This is a genomic window from Actinomadura alba, assembly GCF_014323705.1.
Taxonomy (GTDB): Bacteria; Actinomycetota; Actinomycetes; order Streptosporangiales; family Streptosporangiaceae; genus Actinomadura_C; species Actinomadura_C alba.
Genome location: NZ_JABVEC010000037.1, coordinates 1 through 16782 on the forward strand (window position 1 = coordinate 1; position 16782 = coordinate 16782).

Sequence of the window (16782 nt, forward strand, 5' to 3'; positions counted from 1 at the left end):
CGGCCGGTCTAACCGGTGTGGTCGTTCAGCCGGTGACGGGCAGGTCTCCCGGCACCGGGGTCGGCACGGGGGCCTCGCCCTCTGGTGTGCTGACCGGGCCGCACGTCGCTGAGGCGATGCTGATCGTCTGAGACTTGCCGGGCGCGAGCCCCACACTCAGCTCGAGGGCGGTGACCGTGAGGCGTCCGCTGGAGTCGCGGACCTGCTTGTTCAGGATGACCGAGGCCCCGCCGATCCCGTCGAGCCCGACGGTGAGGGCGGTGTTGGGGGCGGCGTCGGCCTTCAGCGGTCGGCCGCCCAGGACCACCTTGGCCAGGGCGGAGGTGCCGACGCCGTTCTCACACCGTGCGGTGATCAGGTGTGCGCTGAGACCCAGCTTGCCGGAGCGGAGGTCGGCGACACTGGCCCGGGCCCGGCCGGGGGCGGCCGTGGTGCTCAGGACCGATGCCTTGAGCAGCGGGTTGGCCGGCAGGTCGACGATGCTCGCCCGCGCCGGCTGTCCTGAGGACGCCACGGCGGGGGTCGGCGGGAGGGACACGAGTCCGCTGGCCGCGATGCCGTAGGCGGAGGACGCCGCACCGGTGCTCGCGTGCGCGGCCGGGGTGCCGACCGCGAGCGGTGCGGCGATCACGGCCGAGACCGCCGCGACCTTGGTCAACTGTGTCAGACGCATGGTTATCTCCTCGGGGGGTTCTCTTCTTGTGGTGGTGCTTTTTCGGGTGGTGCTCATGGGGTGGGGCTCTTCGACGGTGCTGCTCTTCAGGGGTGCTCTTCGGGGGGTGGCTCTTCGGGGGGTCGCGCGTGAGCCGCCCGCCTCGGGCGCCGTGCTGCCGAGCGGCTAGTCCGTGATGAGGACGGGCGTGCCGAGCGGTACGCGGGAGAGCCGCTTGAGCGCGTCCGGCGGTACCCGTACACAGCCGTGGGTGACCGCCCGGCCGAACACCGAGCTCGTCGGCCAGCCATGGAACGCCACCGTGCCAGGGCCGCCGCCGAAGGTGTCGAGCGTCGCGGAGTGCGCGCCGACGGGGAGGATGAGCGGGCTGGGGGTCTTCTTGGCGGGCGCCAGTGAGGCGAGCATGAACGTCCGCCCGGTGGGGGTGGGCGTCTTGGCCGCGCCCACCGCCACGCTCCACGTCCCGGCCGTACGGCCGGCGTCGAGGAGCGTGAGCCGCCGTGCGCTCAGATCGACCTTGACCACGTGCGAGCTGCGCGCCGTCTGCAGCCCGCCGCCCGAGGGGATCCACCCGGTGGCCCGGTTGGGCCGGCTGGGCAGCAGCACCCGCAGCCATCCCGCCTTGGTCTCCACCACCGGTACCCAGGTGGGGCCGCCCAGTTGCGTGACGGGCAGTGTCGCGACGGGCGGCCCGCCAGGGCTCGCCGACACGGAAACCGCGGCCGTCGGATGGACGACGGTCCCGTCGCTGTCGGCGAACGGAGCCGGGTCCTGGGGAATGCCCTTGATGTCGGTGTAGGTCGTCGCCTGCGGCAACTTCGCGGTGGCGGCCGGGGCCGCCGGGGCCGCCGCCCCGCCCTGCGGCGACCGTTTCCCTTCATCGTCCCCTCCGCAGCCCGCCGCCAGGAGCACGACGGACGCCACCGCCGCGGTGGCCGCGACGGCACGGCGTGAGGCGCCGGCGGAAGGAGGCGCCGGCGTCTCACCGCCTGGAGGTGTGCGTTTGAAAATATTGCTCACGAAAGCTCCAAGAGATCGTGAATTCGGGTGAAGCGCGGGAAGTCCGCCGGCCGGGAACAGTCCCACCGTGAGGAATGAAGCGGCACGGGTTAAATCGCCGATGAAATCGGTCCTTGTCACGCAGCTCGCCTCTTCCCGTTGGGCCTTCTCCGTACCGTCCATACGCATGGGCCCCGGCATGGGTTGCACGGCATTCGGAAGATTCTTGTACCGGGCCTGGTCATCGCGGCCCGGCGATCATCGGGTCCCGGTTGCGTCCTACGGTCAGGGGTAGTGAAATGACCGAAATGCCGATTTGGAAGGACCTGCTGCGATGTCCGAAAAGCAAAATGACGTGATCGAGGTCCTTACTCGCGATCATCGCCGGCTCGAGGCGTTGCTCAGTGAGCTGACCTCCACGTCCGAACCGCAGGAACGGCGGCGGCTGGCGGACGAGCTGACGGTCGAGGTCTTACGCCACTCCGTCATAGAGGAAAGACATCTTTACCCTGAGGTGCGGCGGCGGGTTCCGGGTGGGACTGAGATCGCGGACAAGGTGATCATCGACCAAACCGAGGTCGACAAGCACTTGCACCGGCTCGCGACGGCGGACCTGTCAGGTGCGGACTTCGAACCCCTCGTGACCAGTTTGATGGAAGACCTGGACGCGCACATCCGCGACGAGGAGAACTACCTGTTCCCCTCGCTCACCGATCACTTCGAGTCCGACGACCTGGTCCGGCTCGGCGAGCGGATCGAGTCCGCCAAGCGGGAGGCCCCCGGTGAGGGGCTGACGGATCGGGTGCGTGACCACCTCGGCCGCGACGGACCCGGCCGCGACTGACACCGCCGCGACCGACCTCTCATCAACGGTCGCTAGCTTTGCCCGCCATGACCAACGGACCAGGGACCCCTGAGGCAGTGGCTCTCTCGCGGGGCGTGCTGCCGGCCGCTGCCGGCGCCACCGCGTGCCTCATCGTCGTGGATTTCGCGATCAGGAGCTATCACGAGTACGTCGAGCCGGTACCGGCCCTGAGGGCGATCTTCAACGTCGGCGCCGAGAACAACCTGGCGGCGTGGTGGAACAGCACGTTGCTGCTCACGGTGGCGGGCATGGCGATCGTCGCCACAGTGCTCACCGGGCGGACGGCCCGGCCGGGCCGGTGGTCGTGGCTGGCATTGGCCGTGGTCGCGGCGTGGCTGAGCCTCGACGAGTCGATACAGGTGCACGAGCGTCTCGCCGGGCCCGGGCAGGAATGGGCACGCGGCCTGGGCGTGTCCCTGCCGACGTACGCCTGGGTGCTGCCAGGGGCGGTCATGGCGCTGGCCGGGGCGGTGTGCGCCGTCCTGTGGGCCCGTCGCTTCCCGCGTGACGTGCGATTCGGCCTTCTGGGCGCCCTGGCGATCTACCTCACCGGCGCGCTCGTCGTCGAGGCCTTCAACGGCTGGGCGCGCAGGCAGGGGGCGAACGCGGTCTACGCGTTCGGCACGAGCCTCGAGGAGGCGATGGAGATGGGGGCGTGCCTGCTGGCCGTCGCGGTACTCGCCCGCCTCGTGATCCACACCCGCGACCCCGGCTCGAACCGCATCGTGGTTCGCCTGCGCTGACGGCTCGGGCCCCATGTGCGGGCCTTTGCGGGCGTTCTCCGGTGAGGAGCGGATGAGAGGGTTCTCATCGTGGCCTTACCGGCGGCTCATCCGCGACGGAGAGGTTGGGACGGGTGAACGTACAGTGGATCGCGACCGTCGCCTCGATCGGGGCACTGGGCGGGCTGTTCCTCGGGGTCGGGTTGCCGGTGTTGCAGCAGCCGGAAGCGGTCGCGCCGATCAACGTGGTGGTCCCGGTGGCCGGGGATCCGCCGGCCCCCCGCGTACGCGCCGACGACACTGACGATGACGCCGATGACGGTGGCGGGCGAGTCTCCACGGGCACGGCCGAGCAGGATGACGATCGCGATGATCGACCGCGAAGGGGTCCGGTGAGCGGTGACGGAGACGACGGCGCCGCTGACGACGGTGATGACGACGGCGGGGACGACGACGGACCCGACGACGGGGACGACTGACCGCCCGCCGCCACGCCGCCGGTTGCTGGGGCTGCGGCTCAGGTTGCTGGGCTGGGCGATCGTCCTGCTGACGCTGGCGACGCTGACCTCGCTCGTGGTCGTACGGCAGGTACTGGTCAACCAGCTGGAGAACCGGGTGACCGCGGATCTGCGTCAGGAGACCGGCGACTTCCGCCGGGTCGTCTACGAGGAGAACCCGGCGACCGGCCGTCCGTACGGGGAGAACCTCCGCACGGCGGTCGACCGGTACCTCGACCGGAACGCGCCGCACGACGGCGAGGCGGTGTTCACGTTCGTCGGCGGGCGGTTCTACAACGGCACCGAGGGCCCACCGGCCGACCTCGCGGCACGGGCCGATCTGACCCGCCAGTGGACCCGCTCGACCCGGTCGCGCTATGGCGAGGTCGTGGACGCCTCCGCCGGGCCCGCGCGCTGGCTCGTGGTGCCCATCGTCGTCAACGGGCAGGTCCGGGGGCACTTCGTCGTCGCGCAGTTCACCGGGGCCTCCCGCGAGGCCATCGACTCGGCCGTACGGCTCATGGCGGTGGCCTGCCTGCTTGTGCTGGTGCTCGCGGCGGGGGGCGGCTACGCCTCGATGGGGCGTGCTCTGCGCCCGCTGCGCACGGTCACCGAGACGGCCCGGGAGATCGAGGAGACCGACCTGTCCGGGCGGATCGAGGTCGACGGCGCCGACGAGGTCGCCGATCTGGCGCGCACGTTCAACGGCATGCTCGACCGCCTGGAACGGGCCTTCGACGTACAACGGGCGTTCGTCAGCGACGCCGGGCACGAGCTGCGCACGCCGATCACGGTCGTCCGGGGGCACCTGGAACTGATGGGCGATGACCCGCAGGAGCGGCGCGACACCATCGCGCTGGTGACCGACGAACTGGACAGGATGAACCGCATGGTCGACGACCTCCTCGTCCTGGCGAAAGCGGAGCAGCCGGACTTCCTCCACGTCCAGGACGTGGTCGTGGCGGACCTCGTCCGCGATGTCTTCGCCAAGGCCTCGGCCCTCGGCGACCGTGACTGGCGTCTCGGCCCACTGGCCGACGCGACGCTCCCGGCGGACCGGCAGCGGCTCACCCAGGCGCTGATGCAGCTGACGCAGAACGCGGTGCAGTACACCGGGCCGGCCGACAGCATCGAGCTGTCCGCCGAGGCCTCCGGCGACCAGGTGCTCTTCACCGTTCAGGACTCCGGGAGCGGCATCGAGTTCGCCGAACAGGAGAGGATCTTCGAGCGGTTCGCGCGGGGTGACGCGGGCCGCGCCCGGTCCGAGGGCGCCGGTCTGGGGCTGGCGATCGTACGGGCGATCGCGGAGGCGCACCGCGGCACGATCGCCGTGGAAAGCGCCCCGGGAGTCGGCTCGGCCTTCACACTGGCCATCCCTCGAGAGGTCGTGCGGTGAACCGGGTGCTGATCGCCGAGGACGAGCCGCGCATCGCCTCGTTCCTGGAGAAGGGCCTGCGGGCGGCCGGCTACTCCACGACCGTGATCGACAACGGCGTGGACGTCGTGGCCTATGCCCGCGACGACGACTTCGACCTGCTCATCCTCGATCTCGGGCTGCCCGGTCAGGACGGCCTCGCCGGGCTGGGGCAGGTCCGGTCGCGCGGCGAGCGGTTGCCGGTGATCGTGCTCACCGCGCGGGACGGGGTCGCCGACCGTGTCGCCGGCCTCGATCTCGGTGCCGACGACTACGTCACCAAGCCGTTCAGCTTCGAGGAACTGCTCGCCCGGGTACGGGCCAGGCTGCGCGACCGGGGAGCGCCGGCGTCGACCGTGCTGGAGGCCGGAGCGGTCCGGCTCGACCTCGTGGCGCGCCGCGCGACCGTGGCTGGCCAGGAGGCCGAACTGACCGCACGTGAGTTCCTGCTCGCCGAGACGTTCCTGCGGCACCCGGGCCAGGTGCTCAGCCGGGAGCAGATACTCGACCGGGTCTGGGGCGTCAGCCACGATCCCGGTTCGAACGTCGTGGACGTCTACATCGGCTATCTGCGGCGGAAGCTGGGCGCCGATGTGATCCAGACCGTCCGCGGCATGGGCTACCGACTTCGCGCCTGACCGGGCGGGGCACTCGGGCGGGCAGGGCGCTCGAGGCGTCGACGGACCGCGAATAAATGCATGATCACGGCGGAGAAACTCCGGCCGTGATCATGCATTTATTCGTGGAAGAACGGTCCGGCAACACGCGGGCGGGGCACTCGGGCGGGCAGGGCGCCGGAAGAACCGGGCGTCCTGCCCGCTGAGGCGTCGCCACGTCGCGATCAGCGCTCGACGGCGTAGACGACGATGTTGTCGCGGTAGCTGCCGCGGCCGCGGTCGAACGCGCCGCCGCAGGTGACGAGCCGGAGCTCCGGGCCCGGCGTGGCCCGATAGACCCCGGCGGGCACCCCGGTCTTCCGGTAGCGGGCGATCCGGGTCACCGAGAACCGGGCGGTGCTGCCGTCCACCCGGTCGACGTCGACCCGGTCGCCCCGGCGCAGATCGCGAAGACGGAAGAAGACCGCCGGGCCGCTGCGTGAGTCGACGTGCCCGGCGATGACGGCGGTGCCGTTCTCGCCGGGCTCCGGCCCCGCCTCGTTCCAGCCGGCCACGTCGAACGCCTTCGGCGCGACGAGCCTCCCGGATCGGTCGATCGGCAGCGAGATGATCCGCGCCGACACGCCGATCGCCGGGATGCGGACCCGTTCCGGGGCCGCGGCGTCCCGGCCGGACGCAGACGGCCGCACGGGCTTCGAGGAGGCCGGCGCCGCCGTTCCGCCCGGTGATCCCGGCGACTCTCGAGACGCGGGGCCTGCCGAGGACGCCGGTGTCTCCGGAGCCGCCGGGGGCCCGGACGCCGCCGGGACCCCGTCGCCCGTACAAGCACTGAGCGCGGCGACCGCCATGGCGGCCGCGAGGATCATGATCTCGCGACCGCCATGGTTTCGAGCCGATGTGACCACGGTCAGCTCGCCATGCCGCGCCGTCGCAGCCACAGGAGCACGCCACCGCCGGTCAGCAGCGACCCGCCGATGAGCGCGCTGATCGACAGCGCGGTCAGCTCGCCATCGGAACCGGTGCCCGCCGTGCCGCCGAGGCCGGTGTCGACGCCGCCACGCGGCTGCTCGTCGTCGTCATCGTCCAGGGCACCGCCGAGGCCGGTGTCGACGCCACCGCGCGGCTGCCGGTCGTCGTCGTCATCGTCGTCGGAGGCGGGCTTGGCGCCACCGCCGTTGCCGTCGTCGTCGCGCCCGCCGTCGTCTCCGCCGGCGCCGTCGTCGTCGCGGCCGTCGTCGTCACCGTCGTCATCGCCGGCGCCGGCGCCGCCGCCGTCGTCGTCTCCGCCGTCGTCGTCATCAGCTCCGTCGTCACCTCCGTCATCACCGTCGTCGTCACCTCCGTCGTCGTCGGGGTCGTCGTCGCCGTCGTCGTCATCGTCGGCGAGCGCGACGGCCGACACGCCGGGCCCGCCCAGGCCGGTCGTGGTCGTGACCGCGGCGACGGCCGCCGACAGGCCGAAGCCCAGAGCCAGCACCAGCAGGAACCGCTGGAGCACTGCCACCATGCCAACCTCCCGAGGAGAGGGCCGCGGCGTCTCCGCGGCCTCGCTGCCTAGGCTGGAGAGCGCAGATGGGCCTGGCGTGAGGTGACGGTGAGACGGTCCTCATGCGGGCTTCCCGACGCGACGAGTGCCGGGCGATCGAGGTGTAACCCGCGCATGGTGGGCACAACTGAGCTGTGGAAATGCGAAGTTTCGGGGTGGAAGAGGAACTACTACTCGTAGATCCGGACACTGGAATTCCTTGCGCGGTCGCGGGCGGGGTCATCGACTTCGCCCAGAACCTTGGGGAGGACCGCGACGACGGTCACGGTGCCGAAGCGCTCGAAGCGGAGTTTCAGCGAGAGCAGCTCGAGACCATCACCCGGCCGAGCCGCTCCCTGGACGAACTCGCCGGGCGCATCCGCGACGCGCGGCGGGCCGCATCCGAAGCGGCGCAAGGGGTTGGGGCCGAGATCGCGGCGCTGGCCACCTCGCCGGTGGCGGTCCGGCCGTCCGTCACTCCGTCCTCCCGGTATCTGCGGATGGCCCGCGCGTACGGCCAGACGGCCGACGAGCAGCTCACCTGCGGGTGCCATGTGCATGTGAACGTGGAGTCGCCGGACGAGGGAGTCGGGGTGCTCAACCGCATCCGGCCGTGGTTGCCGTCGTTGCTGGCCCTGACCGCGAATTCCCCGTTCTGGCAGGATCGCGACACCCGGTACGCCAGCTTCCGGCAGCAGCTGTGGGACCGGTGGCCCTCGGCGGGCCCGACGGGGCTGTTCGATTCGATCAAGGCCTACCGGGACACCGTCGACGCCATGCTGAGGTCGGGCGGTCTGCTGGACGAAGGAATGGTCTACTTCGACGCCCGGCTCTCCCGGCACTATCCGACGGTGGAGATCAGGGTCGCGGACGTGTGCCTGGTCGCCGACGACACCGTCCTGCTGGCGGCGCTGGCCAGGGCACTGGTGGAGACGGCGGCCGCCGCCTGGTGCCAGGGTGAGCCGCCGGATCCCGTACGCACCGAGGTGCTCAGGCTCGCCATGTGGCGGGCCGGTCGCTCGGGGCTGCGGGGCGAGCTGGTGCATCCGGTCGGCCACCGGCCGGCTCCAGCGGCCGACGTGCTGCGCGCCCTCGTGGAACATGTCACGCCGGCGTTGGAGCGGAGCGGAGATCTTGACACCGTGCGGGAACTGCTCCGTGGGCCGCTGCGCCGCGGAACCGGCGCCGACCTGCAGCGCGCCGTCCACGAACGTACGGGCGACCTGGCGATGGTGGTGCGGTCGGCCGTCTCTCGGACCCTGACCTGACCTGACCTGACCTGACGAGCGTCTCAGGGGCTCCCGAGGGCCTCGTCCCCGCGCAACGTCAACTGGCGCCCCGCATCACCGGACATCCACTCCAGCAGCAGAATCGTCGAGTCGTCGGAGAGCCGGCCCTGCTGATAGTCGACGACCGCGTGGGTCAGGCGGCGCACGGTCTCCGGTGCGGACATGCCGCGGGCGCTGTTCCGGATGACGAAGTCACTGAGCCGCTTGAGACCGAACTGCCGCCCGTCGGCGCCGCGGCCCTCGACGACCCCGTCGGTGTAGAGCAGGAGCCGGTCACCGGGCTGCAGTTGCTCACTGTGGACCACTGGCGGGACGTCCCCACAGCGGATGCCGAGCGGCAGATGCGGTTCGCGTACCAGTTCCTTGACCACCTGGTTCTCCCGGATGAGCAGGGGAGGCGGATGGCCGCACACGACCCACGTCAGGAGACCGGTCGCGATGTCCAGCTCACAGATCAGCGCGGTGGCGAACCGGGATTCGTCGAACTGACCGGCGATCGCATGATCGACGCAGTCGACCAGGTCGAGCAGGTCACCGCCCGACCGGCGGGTGTTGCGACAACCGGCCATGGCGACACTGGCGATCAGTCCGGCGGTCAGATCATGGCCGGCCGCGTCGATGACCGCCACACTCAGCCGGTCACCGAGCAGCGAGTAGTCGTAGGCGTCACCGCCCGCCTCGTACGCCGGCTCCAATGCCGCCGCCACGAGAACCCGCTCGGTGGCGAAGGTCGGCGGGGCCATGAAGGCCCATTCCATCTCGGCTTGCATCGCCAACAGGCGGGTGCGCTGTACCTGGGAGTACACGTCGCTGTACGCGCTCTTACTGACGATCACCAGTGCGGCGAGCGAGGCCAGCATCCGGCACCGGCGCAGCGTCGCCTCGCCGACGTCGGTGACGATCAGTTCGAGCACGCCCAGGCGCTCGGTGCCATCGAGGACGGGGACCCAGAGGCGATAGAGCCCTTCGTCGTCCTGAACCTTGTGCACGGTGATCGATTGGAAGGCCCGCCCGGCGAGTGTCGTGTCGATGGGCAACGTCGCGGGCGGTTCATCCGGCCCGTCCCGCCGCTTGGACGGCAGCCGCCGCAGATGTCGCTGCTGCAGATCGGCGAGGTAGACGTCCAGCTGCAGCACACCGAGAGGGCGCGCCCGCTCACCGAATGTGTCGGCCAGCGCTTCCAGCGGCATGAGGTGCGCGTCCTCGAGCAGGCCCGCCATCACCCGCTCGACCGCATTGGCCCCGTCGAACGCGCCGGCGGAGTCGCCGGAGACTGCCGGGTCCGAGAAGTTCGCCATCAGTGCGGGTCTCCGTCCGATCCAGGGTGCCGTACGGCCCGACCCGACCACCGGGCTGCTCCTACCCGCGCAGGCGGCACCGACACCTCGGCGCGACCCGTGGGGCCGAACGCCGCGACGGGGTTCGGGCCGCCCGGCATGGAAGAATCCGCCATGGACCAGGCAGACGTTCGCTCGTAAGACGGCCCTCGTCGCAAGTCTCGAGATTGGACGGATCGATGACCGCATCCACCCGCGTGCCCATCACCGTGTTGCTGACCGTGGGCGACCAGGCCGAGCTCGTCACGCCCATGCGCGGCCCGAAGGAGCCGCTACGGGTGCCGGCCGCCGAGATCGCCGACGACGTCGGCCTGCCGATCGACGAGCTGCCCGGCCGTAAACTGACCGCCGTCCTGGAAGGCGAGCGGCTGCGGGACTTCCGCCTCGCCGAAGAGCACGGCCGATGACCGCACGACCCGCCCAGGCGGCACCGGAAGGCGGGGCGTTCATGAGGTACGGCGGCCCGCTCCCGGAGGGCGCCGACGTCGTCGTCCAGGCTCACCACAAGGGCTTCCCCGCCCACGCAGTGGGCCGGCCGGTGGGCGAGCTGCGCGGAAACCTGCGGCTGGCGGCCGGTGGATTCCTGACCCCGGTGCTGCTGCTCGACTCGGCCGCGATGGATCACAATGTGCGCGCGCTCCAGGGCATGTGCGACGAGTCGGGCCTTTCCCTGTCACCGCACGTGAAGACGACCATGTCGCCGGAGATCATCGGCCGGCAATTGGACGGCGGTGCGTGGGCCGTCACGGTCGCGACGGTGACCCAGGCGAGGGCGCTGCGCGCCGTCGGCGTGCCGCGAATACTGATCGCCAATGAGCTGGTCGACCCGGCGGCGGTCTCGTGGCTGGGTGGGCAACTCGATGACGAGGACGGCTTCACCGGTTACTGCTATGCCGATTCGGAGGCGGGCGTCCGGGTGCTGGAAGAGGCACTCGACGCCAGGGGGCAGCGGAGGCCCCTGCCGGTGATCGTGGAGCTCGGAAGGGCCGGCGGCCGCGCCGGGCTGCGGGACGTGGCGGACGTGGTGCGGCTGGCCGAGCGGGTCGGCCGGTCGCGATGGCTCCGCCTGGCCGGGGTCGGCGGTTATGAGGGTCTCATCGGCGGGTCGTTCCGGCCCGAGGACCTCGACGAGGTCGAGACCTACCTGCGGGCGATGCGGGACGCCGCCGACAGCGTGTTCGCCCTCGGCCTGCACGAGGACGGTCTCCATGAGGACGGTCTCCACGAGGGCGAGGACTTCATCGTCACCGCCGGCGGCAGTGCCTACTTCGAGCTGGTACGGGACGTCTTCGACGTACGGTGGCGGGCCGGCCGCCCGATCAGACCGGTGCTGCGCAGCGGCTGTTACGTCGCGCACGACTCCGTGGCCATGCAGGACTACCGGCGGCTGATGGCGTACCGCTGCGAGCCCCTCGAGCTGAGGCCCGCGCTGGAACTGTGGGCCCGCGTGCTGTCCAGACCGGAGCCGGGCCTGGCGATCGTCGACTTCGGCAAGCGCGATACCGGCACCGACACGGGCATGCCGGTGCCGCAGCACGTCATCCGGTGCGGCGAGACCACGATCGAGCCGGCGCCCGCGGTGAGGGTGACGGCGCTGAACGATCAGCACGCCTTTCTGGAGCCACTCGACGCGGCGGAGCCGGCGCCGCTGGAGCTCCAGGTCGGCGACCTGGTCGGCTTTGGGATCTCGCACGCCTGCACCACGTTCGACAAGTGGCGGCTCATCCCCGTGGTCGACGCCGACCGTGGGCTGATCGGAGCGGCGCGGACGCTGTTCTGAGCCCGTGCCCTGCGGGGCGGCTGTGCTTTGCGGGGCGAGTGTGCCGTACGGGGCGGCTGTGCCTGCGTGGCGGCCGTGCCACGTGGAGCGCCGTCCGGTCCGCCGTGGCCGTCCCGTCCGGTGGAGTCAGTCGGTGACCTTGCTGCGGTTCTGGTAGGCGAGGTCCTGGTATTCCGGGTGACGGCTCATCCAGCCGCTGATGAACGGGCAGGTGGCCAGCACCGGCAGGTCGCGGCGGCGTGCGTCGTCCAGCGCCGCACGGGCCAGCGCGCTGCCCACGCCACGGCCCTCGTAGGCGGGATCGACTTCGGTGTGCGGGTAGACGACCAGGCGGTCCGTGCGCATGTACTCGGCGAATCCGGCGAGCTCGCCATCAACGCGCGCCTCGAAACGGCTGCCGCTCTCAGCGTCGGTGACCGTGACATCGGTGGTCATCGGCTACCCCCTTCCGTACGCCTGTGGCCCGCATGGGCGCAAATGACGATATCGCCTTCCGCCGCGCCGCCCGCCACCCCTCGCCTCACGGCGCACCCGATGCGCGGCCCCGGACGCGGACCCGGGGCCTCACCCGGCCTCCCTGACGTTGAGGAGGTCGGCGAAGGGGTCGTCGAGGCCCACCGCCGGTTCGTCTGGATCCAGCAGGCACGAGTCGAGCTCGGCGTGGAGGCGGTCACGGTCCAGGCCGGGCCCGGTGAAGACGAGATGCTGGACGCGATCGCCGTGGCCGGCCGACCAGTCGAGGGCGGCCGCGACCCGGCGGGCCGGCGGCACCATCTCCCAGGCCGCCTCGGGCAGTGCGGCCAGCCACGGGCCGGTGTCCTGGACCGTCACGACGCCGGCCACCGCCTCCAAGGCGAGCAGCCGGTCGGGCCGGTTGGCGAGCCAGAACCGGCCCCGGCTGCGGATCGACTCGGCGGCGAGGCGGTCCATGGCGTCGAAGAAGCGCAGGGGATGCAGTGGACGGGTCCGGCGCCAGACCACGGTGTCCGCCGCGGGCGTGTGCCTGTCGCAGGGCAGTTGCGCCGTGGGCTGGTCGACGCGCGCGGCGAGCTCTCGCGTGCAGAGCGTGGCGTGCGAGAAGGCCGGCGGCGACTCGCCGGGCATCGTGACCGGCGTCATGGGGGCGAGATGGTCGAGCACCTCACGGCAGAGATCGAGGTCGTCGTCGGTCACGCTCGGCAGCGGCGGCGGCAGCACCTCGGGGAGCACTAGCGCGGTGGCGTACTCGATCTGCCGGGTCAGCACCTCGGCCAGGCGGCGGTCGTCGCCGACGGCGCCGGATCTGCCGATGTCGGCCAGCCGCTCGCCTCGGCAGACGTCGGTGGGCGTCAGTTCGGCGTCCAGCGCGACCAGGACGGCGGTGAGCCGGAGCTCCTCGCCCAGGTCGGTGCGGTCCAGTGCCTCGGCGACCGATCGGGGTTCCACGCAGTCCCACAGATCCACGATGAGCGTGCGCGCGTGAGCGGCGTGCCGTCGCAACTGCCGGATGAGGTCCTCGCGGATCGTGCACGTCGCGCAGCCGTGGTCCAGGCGGACGACGGCGTGCTCCACCACCATGGCGGCGTCGCGGACGATCCGTACGACGAGCCCGGTGGTGACGCCGCGCAGGTCGTGGTGGATCGCGAGCGAGCGGGGGTGTTCCCGCAGCAGCCGGTCGACGACGGCGGTGCGGGCCGGGCCGTGGAACCCGGAGACGACGACGACAGGGACGGACACGTGTCCACCTCCATGAACAAAATGAAAACCGTTATCGCCATCATGACAGAGTCCGTACGTGTCCCCGGCATGCGAGGTGCGGGGACGAGCGGATACGAGATTCCGTCAGTGCTCGCCGGCCAGGTTGAGCCCGACCACTCCGACGGTGATCAGCGTGAGCGCCGCGATCTTGAGCGGGGAGGCGCTTTCGTCCATGAAGAGCATGCCGGCCAGCGCGGTGCCGACCGCGCCGATGCCCACCCAGACGGCGTACGCGGTGCTGACCTCGAGCTGTTTCAACCCCAGGTTGAGCAGCCCGAAGCTGACGCCGGCGAAGACGACGAAGCCCAACGAGGGGTAGAGCACGGTGAAGCCCCTGCTCAGCTTCAGGGAGAGGGCCATCGCGACCTCGAACAGGCCTGCGACGATGATGAGGATCCAGGCCATGGTGGCCACCTTCCGGACAGAGACGACTGATGTGGGTCGCGTCGTCTTCGCCTGACCGGGTACGGCGCGTCTCGTCCGGGGCGGAACCGCAGCGGGTTCCGCACGCTTCAACGAAACCCCCTGAAGCCACCGCTTGGCAAGCTCGGCCGCCTGTTGGTGACGCGTCTCACCGCACCGAACATGTGACGAGCGCGCGGCGGGTCGCCAGTGGGTATCTCGCTCTGTATCACCTGAAGCCGGCGGCACCCTGGTGACGGCCCGCGTCAGGTCCCACTCAGGTCATCGCGTCAGGTCATCGCCCGGATCGGGTCTCCCGCCCGGTAGGCGGCGATGTCCTCGACCGCGTCCCGGTAGAAGATCTCGTACACCTCCCGGGTGACGTAGCCGAGGTGCGGGGTCAGTGTCACGTTGGGCAGGGCGCGCAGCGGATGGTCGGCCGGCAGCGGCTCGGTGTCGTAGACGTCGAGCGCCGCACAAGCGATCTCCCCGTCCCGCAGCGCGGCGATCAGGGCCGCCTCGTCGACGATCGGGCCCCGGGAGGTGTTCACCAGCATCGCGCCGGCCTTCATCAGGGAGAGCTCGGCCGCCCCGACCAGGCCGCGGGTGCGGCCACTGAGCACGAGGTGGATCGACAGCACGTCGGACCGGCGGAACAGCTCCTCCTTCGCGACCGCCGTCACGCCGTGCTCGGCCGCCCGCTCCGGGGTCAGGTTCTGGCTCCAGGCGATGGTCTCCATCCCGAACGCCTGTCCCACGGTCGCCACCATGGACCCGAGCCGGCCGAGTCCGAGCAGTCCGAGGGTCTTGCCGTGCAACCCGGTGCCCACAGTGGTCTGCCACCCCCCTTGGGGCATCGCGGGCAGTTCGGTCGCCAGGTTTCGGGCCGCGGCCAGGATCAACGCCCAGGTGTGCTCGGCGGTCGGGTACGGGAGGTATCCGGTTCCGCACACCACGATGCCGTGCCGCCGGGCCGCCTCCAGGTCGATCGCCGCGTTGCGGCGGCCGGTGCTCACCAGGAGCCTCAGATCGGTCAGCCGCGCCAGCAGTTCGGCCGGGAAGCGGGTGCGTTCCCGCATCGCGACCACGACCTCGGCTCCGGCGAGCCGCCGTACCAGTTCGTCGGCGTCACTGATGGGGGAGGTGAACACCTCGATCTCGGCACCGAGGGAGTCCCAGTCCGCACAGCCGAGGGCGACGCTCTGGTAGTCGTCGAGGATGGCGATCTTCATGACCGTACGGTAGTTCACGCGCGGCCGGGGACGTCCAAGCGGGTGAACCGGTGGGGCCCCAGCGAGGGCCGCGGGAACTGTTTCCGGCCTATCGGGCAATACATGGTGTCAGCTCTTTTGCCCGGAAGGACCGGCCATGCCCGCCTCTCCGCCGCCGCAGTCCGCGCGTCGCCGGCCCCCCCACCCCCATTCCTCCTCCGCTTCCCTCTTGATCTGCACCGGCTCGATCTCCTCAGGCTCGATCTCCTCGGACTCGATCTCCTCCGGCTCTGTTTCCTCGGACTCTGTTTCCTCGCGCTCCACCTCCTCCGATGAGTGCTCCCTCCAACCACCGCCGGCCGTACCGGCGGAGGTTCCTTCCGGGAACACGTCACTCCTGGAGGGACCGCCGGTGCCCTACTCCAGGCGGCCGGTGCCGGTCCCGCCTCCGGCGGACGGACGGCCGGCCGGAAGCGCCGGGCGGGCGGTTCCGCCATCTCGCGCGACCCGGTGGCGGATTCTGATCGTCACGGCGCTGGTGCCGGTCCTGCTGGCGGCGCTGACCACAGTGCAGCTCGTCCGCCCGGTACCCGATCCCGTCGTACGGCTGACGGCCTCCGCCGCGCACACCTTCGAGGGCGCCGCCCCGGTGCTGCCGTGGCCGGCCGGCGGGCAGGCGGCGGTCGACGTTGAAGGGCTCGGCGCCATGGGCTCCTCGGGCGGCTCCGTTTCGACGCCGACCGCCAGCGTGGCCAAGGTGATGACCGCGTACGTCTTCCTGCGCGGCCACCCGCTCGCCGCCGGGGCGGACGGTCCGACCTACACCATCTCGCCCGCCGAGGCGGCTCAACTCCCGGCACGCAAAGCCCGCGGGGAGAGCCACATCGACGTGGTCGCGAACCAGTCCTTCACCGAGCGCGAGGCCCTCGAGGCGCTGATGATCGTTTCGGCGAACAACATCGCTCACGAGATGGCGCGCTGGGACACCGGCGGCCTCGCCCCCTTCGTACGCAAGATGAACGCCGCGGCCCGCAGCCTGGGGATGACCGCCACGACCTATACCGACCCCAGCGGCTTCGACCCCGGCACCGTGAGCACCGCGGCCGACCAGGTGAAGCTGCTCCGCGCGGCGATGCGGATCCCCGCGTTCGCCGAGGTGGTGGGCGAGCGCGTCTACGTGCCCTCCGACGGCGGCCTGGCGCGGACGGGCGGTAACACCCTGCTCGGGCAGGGGGGCGTCATCGGCGGTAAGACCGGCTTCACGAGCGCGGCGGGCGGGAACTACGTCTTCGCCGCTCGCAGGCGCGTGGGCGGCGTCCACACGCTCATCGTCGGCGCCGTGATGGGCCAGCCGGCCATCACAAGCGCCGCGTCGGCGGTCGAGGCAGGCCGCGGGCTGATCACCGCGGCCGGCGACGCGCTCACCGCGGCGACCCTGGCCCGACCGGGCGATCGGGTGGCGGTCGTGGACGACGGGCTGGGCGGCCGTACCCCGCTGGTCGCCTCCGCACCGGTCACCGTGATCGGCTGGCCCGGTCTGACCGTACGGCTGCGATTGGACGGCGTGGTCCCGCGGCCCGCCGCCGAGGGCGACCGGCTCGGCTCACTGACCGCGGGCGCCAGGCGGTTCCCGCTCGTCCTCGGCGGACCGCTGGACGGCCCGTCCGTGGAGCACCGGCTGCTGCGCCTCCCCTGACCTCCAGCCCTCGGAAGC

Annotated in this window: 19 protein-coding genes and 1 riboswitch; of the genes, 9 read left to right on the forward strand and 10 right to left on the reverse strand. The window is 71.3% G+C overall.

Translation table 11 applies throughout. The features are described from left to right. Positions 1-25: 25 nt before the first annotated feature. Both HKK74_RS32265 and ldtCP read right to left on the reverse strand, forming a co-directional pair. Positions 26-673, reverse strand: a complete 648-nt coding sequence (locus tag HKK74_RS32265; protein ID WP_187247183.1) for an APAP(6x)LPVTG-CTERM sorting domain-containing protein — start codon at positions 671-673, stop codon at positions 26-28. Positions 674-838: 165 nt separating this feature from the next. Next, on the reverse strand, positions 839-1693 hold the full coding sequence (gene ldtCP, locus HKK74_RS32270) for a protein-sorting L,D-transpeptidase LdtCP (protein ID WP_312882002.1): 855 nt from the start codon (positions 1691-1693) through the stop codon (positions 839-841). Between the two features lie 313 nt (positions 1694-2006). Here ldtCP and HKK74_RS32275 point away from each other — a divergent pair, with 313 nt between their 5' ends. From HKK74_RS32275 to HKK74_RS32295, 5 genes are all read left to right on the forward strand, one after another. Further along, positions 2007-2516 (forward strand): hemerythrin domain-containing protein, encoded by a 510-nt coding sequence (locus HKK74_RS32275; protein ID WP_187247184.1) that lies wholly within the window; start codon positions 2007-2009, stop codon positions 2514-2516. 47 nt (positions 2517-2563) lie between these two features. Further along, complete coding sequence (locus HKK74_RS32280) at positions 2564-3280, forward strand: DUF8692 domain-containing protein (RefSeq protein WP_187247185.1); 717 nt, start codon at positions 2564-2566, stop codon at positions 3278-3280. Positions 3281-3393: 113 nt separating this feature from the next. Further along, positions 3394-3738 (forward strand): hypothetical protein, encoded by a 345-nt coding sequence (locus tag HKK74_RS32285; RefSeq protein ID WP_187247186.1) that lies wholly within the window; start codon positions 3394-3396, stop codon positions 3736-3738. Further along, positions 3659-5152, forward strand: coding sequence for a sensor histidine kinase (locus HKK74_RS41670; RefSeq protein ID WP_187247187.1), 1494 nt, complete (start codon positions 3659-3661; stop codon positions 5150-5152). The genes HKK74_RS32285 and HKK74_RS41670 overlap by 80 nt, the downstream gene beginning before the upstream one ends. After that, the gene (locus HKK74_RS32295) at positions 5149-5808 is read left to right on the forward strand and encodes a response regulator transcription factor (RefSeq protein WP_187247188.1); all 660 of its coding nucleotides are present in this window, start codon (positions 5149-5151) and stop codon (positions 5806-5808) included. Before HKK74_RS41670 ends, HKK74_RS32295 begins: the two co-directional genes overlap by 4 nt. Before the next feature lie 203 nt (positions 5809-6011). Here HKK74_RS32295 and HKK74_RS32300 read toward each other — a convergent pair whose 3' ends face one another. Together HKK74_RS32300 and HKK74_RS32305 are read right to left on the reverse strand one after the other, a co-directional pair. Beyond that, positions 6012-6476 carry a class F sortase gene (locus HKK74_RS32300; RefSeq protein WP_222722998.1) on the reverse strand — a complete coding sequence of 155 codons (465 nt, stop codon included), beginning with the start codon at positions 6474-6476 and terminating at the stop codon, positions 6012-6014. A 218-nt stretch (positions 6477-6694) separates the two neighbouring features. Beyond that, a complete protein-coding gene (locus HKK74_RS32305; RefSeq protein ID WP_187247189.1) occupies positions 6695-7294 on the reverse strand; it encodes a GVDTG sorting domain-containing protein in 600 nt (199 codons plus the stop codon). Between the two features lie 179 nt (positions 7295-7473). On the opposite strand from HKK74_RS32305, the gene HKK74_RS32310 reads away from it, so the two are divergent. Beyond that, positions 7474-8580, forward strand: coding sequence for a carboxylate-amine ligase (locus HKK74_RS32310; RefSeq protein ID WP_187247190.1), 1107 nt, complete (start codon positions 7474-7476; stop codon positions 8578-8580). Between the two features lie 23 nt (positions 8581-8603). On the opposite strand, the gene HKK74_RS32315 is transcribed toward HKK74_RS32310, so the two are convergent. Continuing rightward, positions 8604-9899, reverse strand: coding sequence for a PP2C family protein-serine/threonine phosphatase (locus tag HKK74_RS32315; RefSeq protein WP_222722999.1), 1296 nt, complete (start codon positions 9897-9899; stop codon positions 8604-8606). Between the two features lie 218 nt (positions 9900-10117). On the opposite strand from HKK74_RS32315, the gene HKK74_RS32320 reads away from it, so the two are divergent. Together HKK74_RS32320 and HKK74_RS32325 are read left to right on the forward strand one after the other, a co-directional pair. Continuing rightward, a complete protein-coding gene (locus HKK74_RS32320) occupies positions 10118-10345 on the forward strand; it encodes a hypothetical protein (protein ID WP_187247191.1) in 228 nt (75 codons plus the stop codon). Then, positions 10342-11718 carry an alanine racemase gene (locus tag HKK74_RS32325; protein WP_187247192.1) on the forward strand — a complete coding sequence of 459 codons (1377 nt, stop codon included), beginning with the start codon at positions 10342-10344 and terminating at the stop codon, positions 11716-11718. Before HKK74_RS32320 ends, HKK74_RS32325 begins: the two co-directional genes overlap by 4 nt. A gap of 126 nt (positions 11719-11844) precedes the next feature. On the opposite strand, the gene HKK74_RS32330 is transcribed toward HKK74_RS32325, so the two are convergent. The 5 genes from HKK74_RS32330 to HKK74_RS40475 all read right to left on the reverse strand — a co-directional run bounded on the left by HKK74_RS32330 (position 11845) and on the right by HKK74_RS40475 (position 15392). Next, complete coding sequence (locus tag HKK74_RS32330; protein WP_187247193.1) at positions 11845-12153, reverse strand: GNAT family N-acetyltransferase; 309 nt, start codon at positions 12151-12153, stop codon at positions 11845-11847. A gap of 129 nt (positions 12154-12282) precedes the next feature. Continuing rightward, a complete protein-coding gene (locus tag HKK74_RS41675) occupies positions 12283-13434 on the reverse strand; it encodes a CobW family GTP-binding protein (RefSeq protein WP_187247194.1) in 1152 nt (383 codons plus the stop codon). Between the two features lie 105 nt (positions 13435-13539). Further along, positions 13540-13860, reverse strand: coding sequence for a DMT family transporter (locus tag HKK74_RS32340; protein WP_187247195.1), 321 nt, complete (start codon positions 13858-13860; stop codon positions 13540-13542). A 35-nt stretch (positions 13861-13895) separates the two neighbouring features. After that, positions 13896-13965, reverse strand: a riboswitch (guanidine-III (ykkC-III) riboswitch). Between the two features lie 182 nt (positions 13966-14147). Next, a complete protein-coding gene (locus HKK74_RS32345; protein WP_187247196.1) occupies positions 14148-15089 on the reverse strand; it encodes a D-2-hydroxyacid dehydrogenase family protein in 942 nt (313 codons plus the stop codon). Between the two features lie 108 nt (positions 15090-15197). Continuing rightward, positions 15198-15392 (reverse strand): hypothetical protein, encoded by a 195-nt coding sequence (locus HKK74_RS40475; RefSeq protein ID WP_246492190.1) that lies wholly within the window; start codon positions 15390-15392, stop codon positions 15198-15200. A gap of 88 nt (positions 15393-15480) precedes the next feature. Here HKK74_RS40475 and HKK74_RS40480 point away from each other — a divergent pair, with 88 nt between their 5' ends. Continuing rightward, the gene (locus tag HKK74_RS40480; RefSeq protein ID WP_312882005.1) at positions 15481-16764 is read left to right on the forward strand and encodes a D-alanyl-D-alanine carboxypeptidase family protein; all 1284 of its coding nucleotides are present in this window, start codon (positions 15481-15483) and stop codon (positions 16762-16764) included. The last annotated feature ends 18 nt before the right edge of the window (positions 16765-16782 follow it).

Bases quoted from the DNA above. Each gene is read 5' to 3' on its own strand.
- HKK74_RS32265 (WP_187247183.1), bottom strand. From the start codon at position 673: ATGCGTCTGACACAGTTGACCAAGGTCGCGGCGGTCTCGGCCGTGATC.
- HKK74_RS32275 (WP_187247184.1), top strand. From the start codon at position 2,007: ATGTCCGAAAAGCAAAATGACGTGATCGAGGTCCTTACTCGCGATCAT.
- HKK74_RS32280 (WP_187247185.1), top strand. From the start codon at position 2,564: ATGACCAACGGACCAGGGACCCCTGAGGCAGTGGCTCTCTCGCGGGGC.
- HKK74_RS32305 (WP_187247189.1), bottom strand. From the start codon at position 7,294: ATGGTGGCAGTGCTCCAGCGGTTCCTGCTGGTGCTGGCTCTGGGCTTC.
- HKK74_RS32310 (WP_187247190.1), top strand. From the start codon at position 7,474: ATGCGAAGTTTCGGGGTGGAAGAGGAACTACTACTCGTAGATCCGGAC.
- HKK74_RS32315 (WP_222722999.1), bottom strand. From the start codon at position 9,899: ATGGCGAACTTCTCGGACCCGGCAGTCTCCGGCGACTCCGCCGGCGCG.
- HKK74_RS32320 (WP_187247191.1), top strand. From the start codon at position 10,118: ATGACCGCATCCACCCGCGTGCCCATCACCGTGTTGCTGACCGTGGGC.
- HKK74_RS32325 (WP_187247192.1), top strand. From the start codon at position 10,342: ATGACCGCACGACCCGCCCAGGCGGCACCGGAAGGCGGGGCGTTCATG.
- HKK74_RS32330 (WP_187247193.1), bottom strand. From the start codon at position 12,153: ATGACCACCGATGTCACGGTCACCGACGCTGAGAGCGGCAGCCGTTTC.
- HKK74_RS32340 (WP_187247195.1), bottom strand. From the start codon at position 13,860: ATGGCCTGGATCCTCATCATCGTCGCAGGCCTGTTCGAGGTCGCGATG.
- HKK74_RS32345 (WP_187247196.1), bottom strand. From the start codon at position 15,089: ATGAAGATCGCCATCCTCGACGACTACCAGAGCGTCGCCCTCGGCTGT.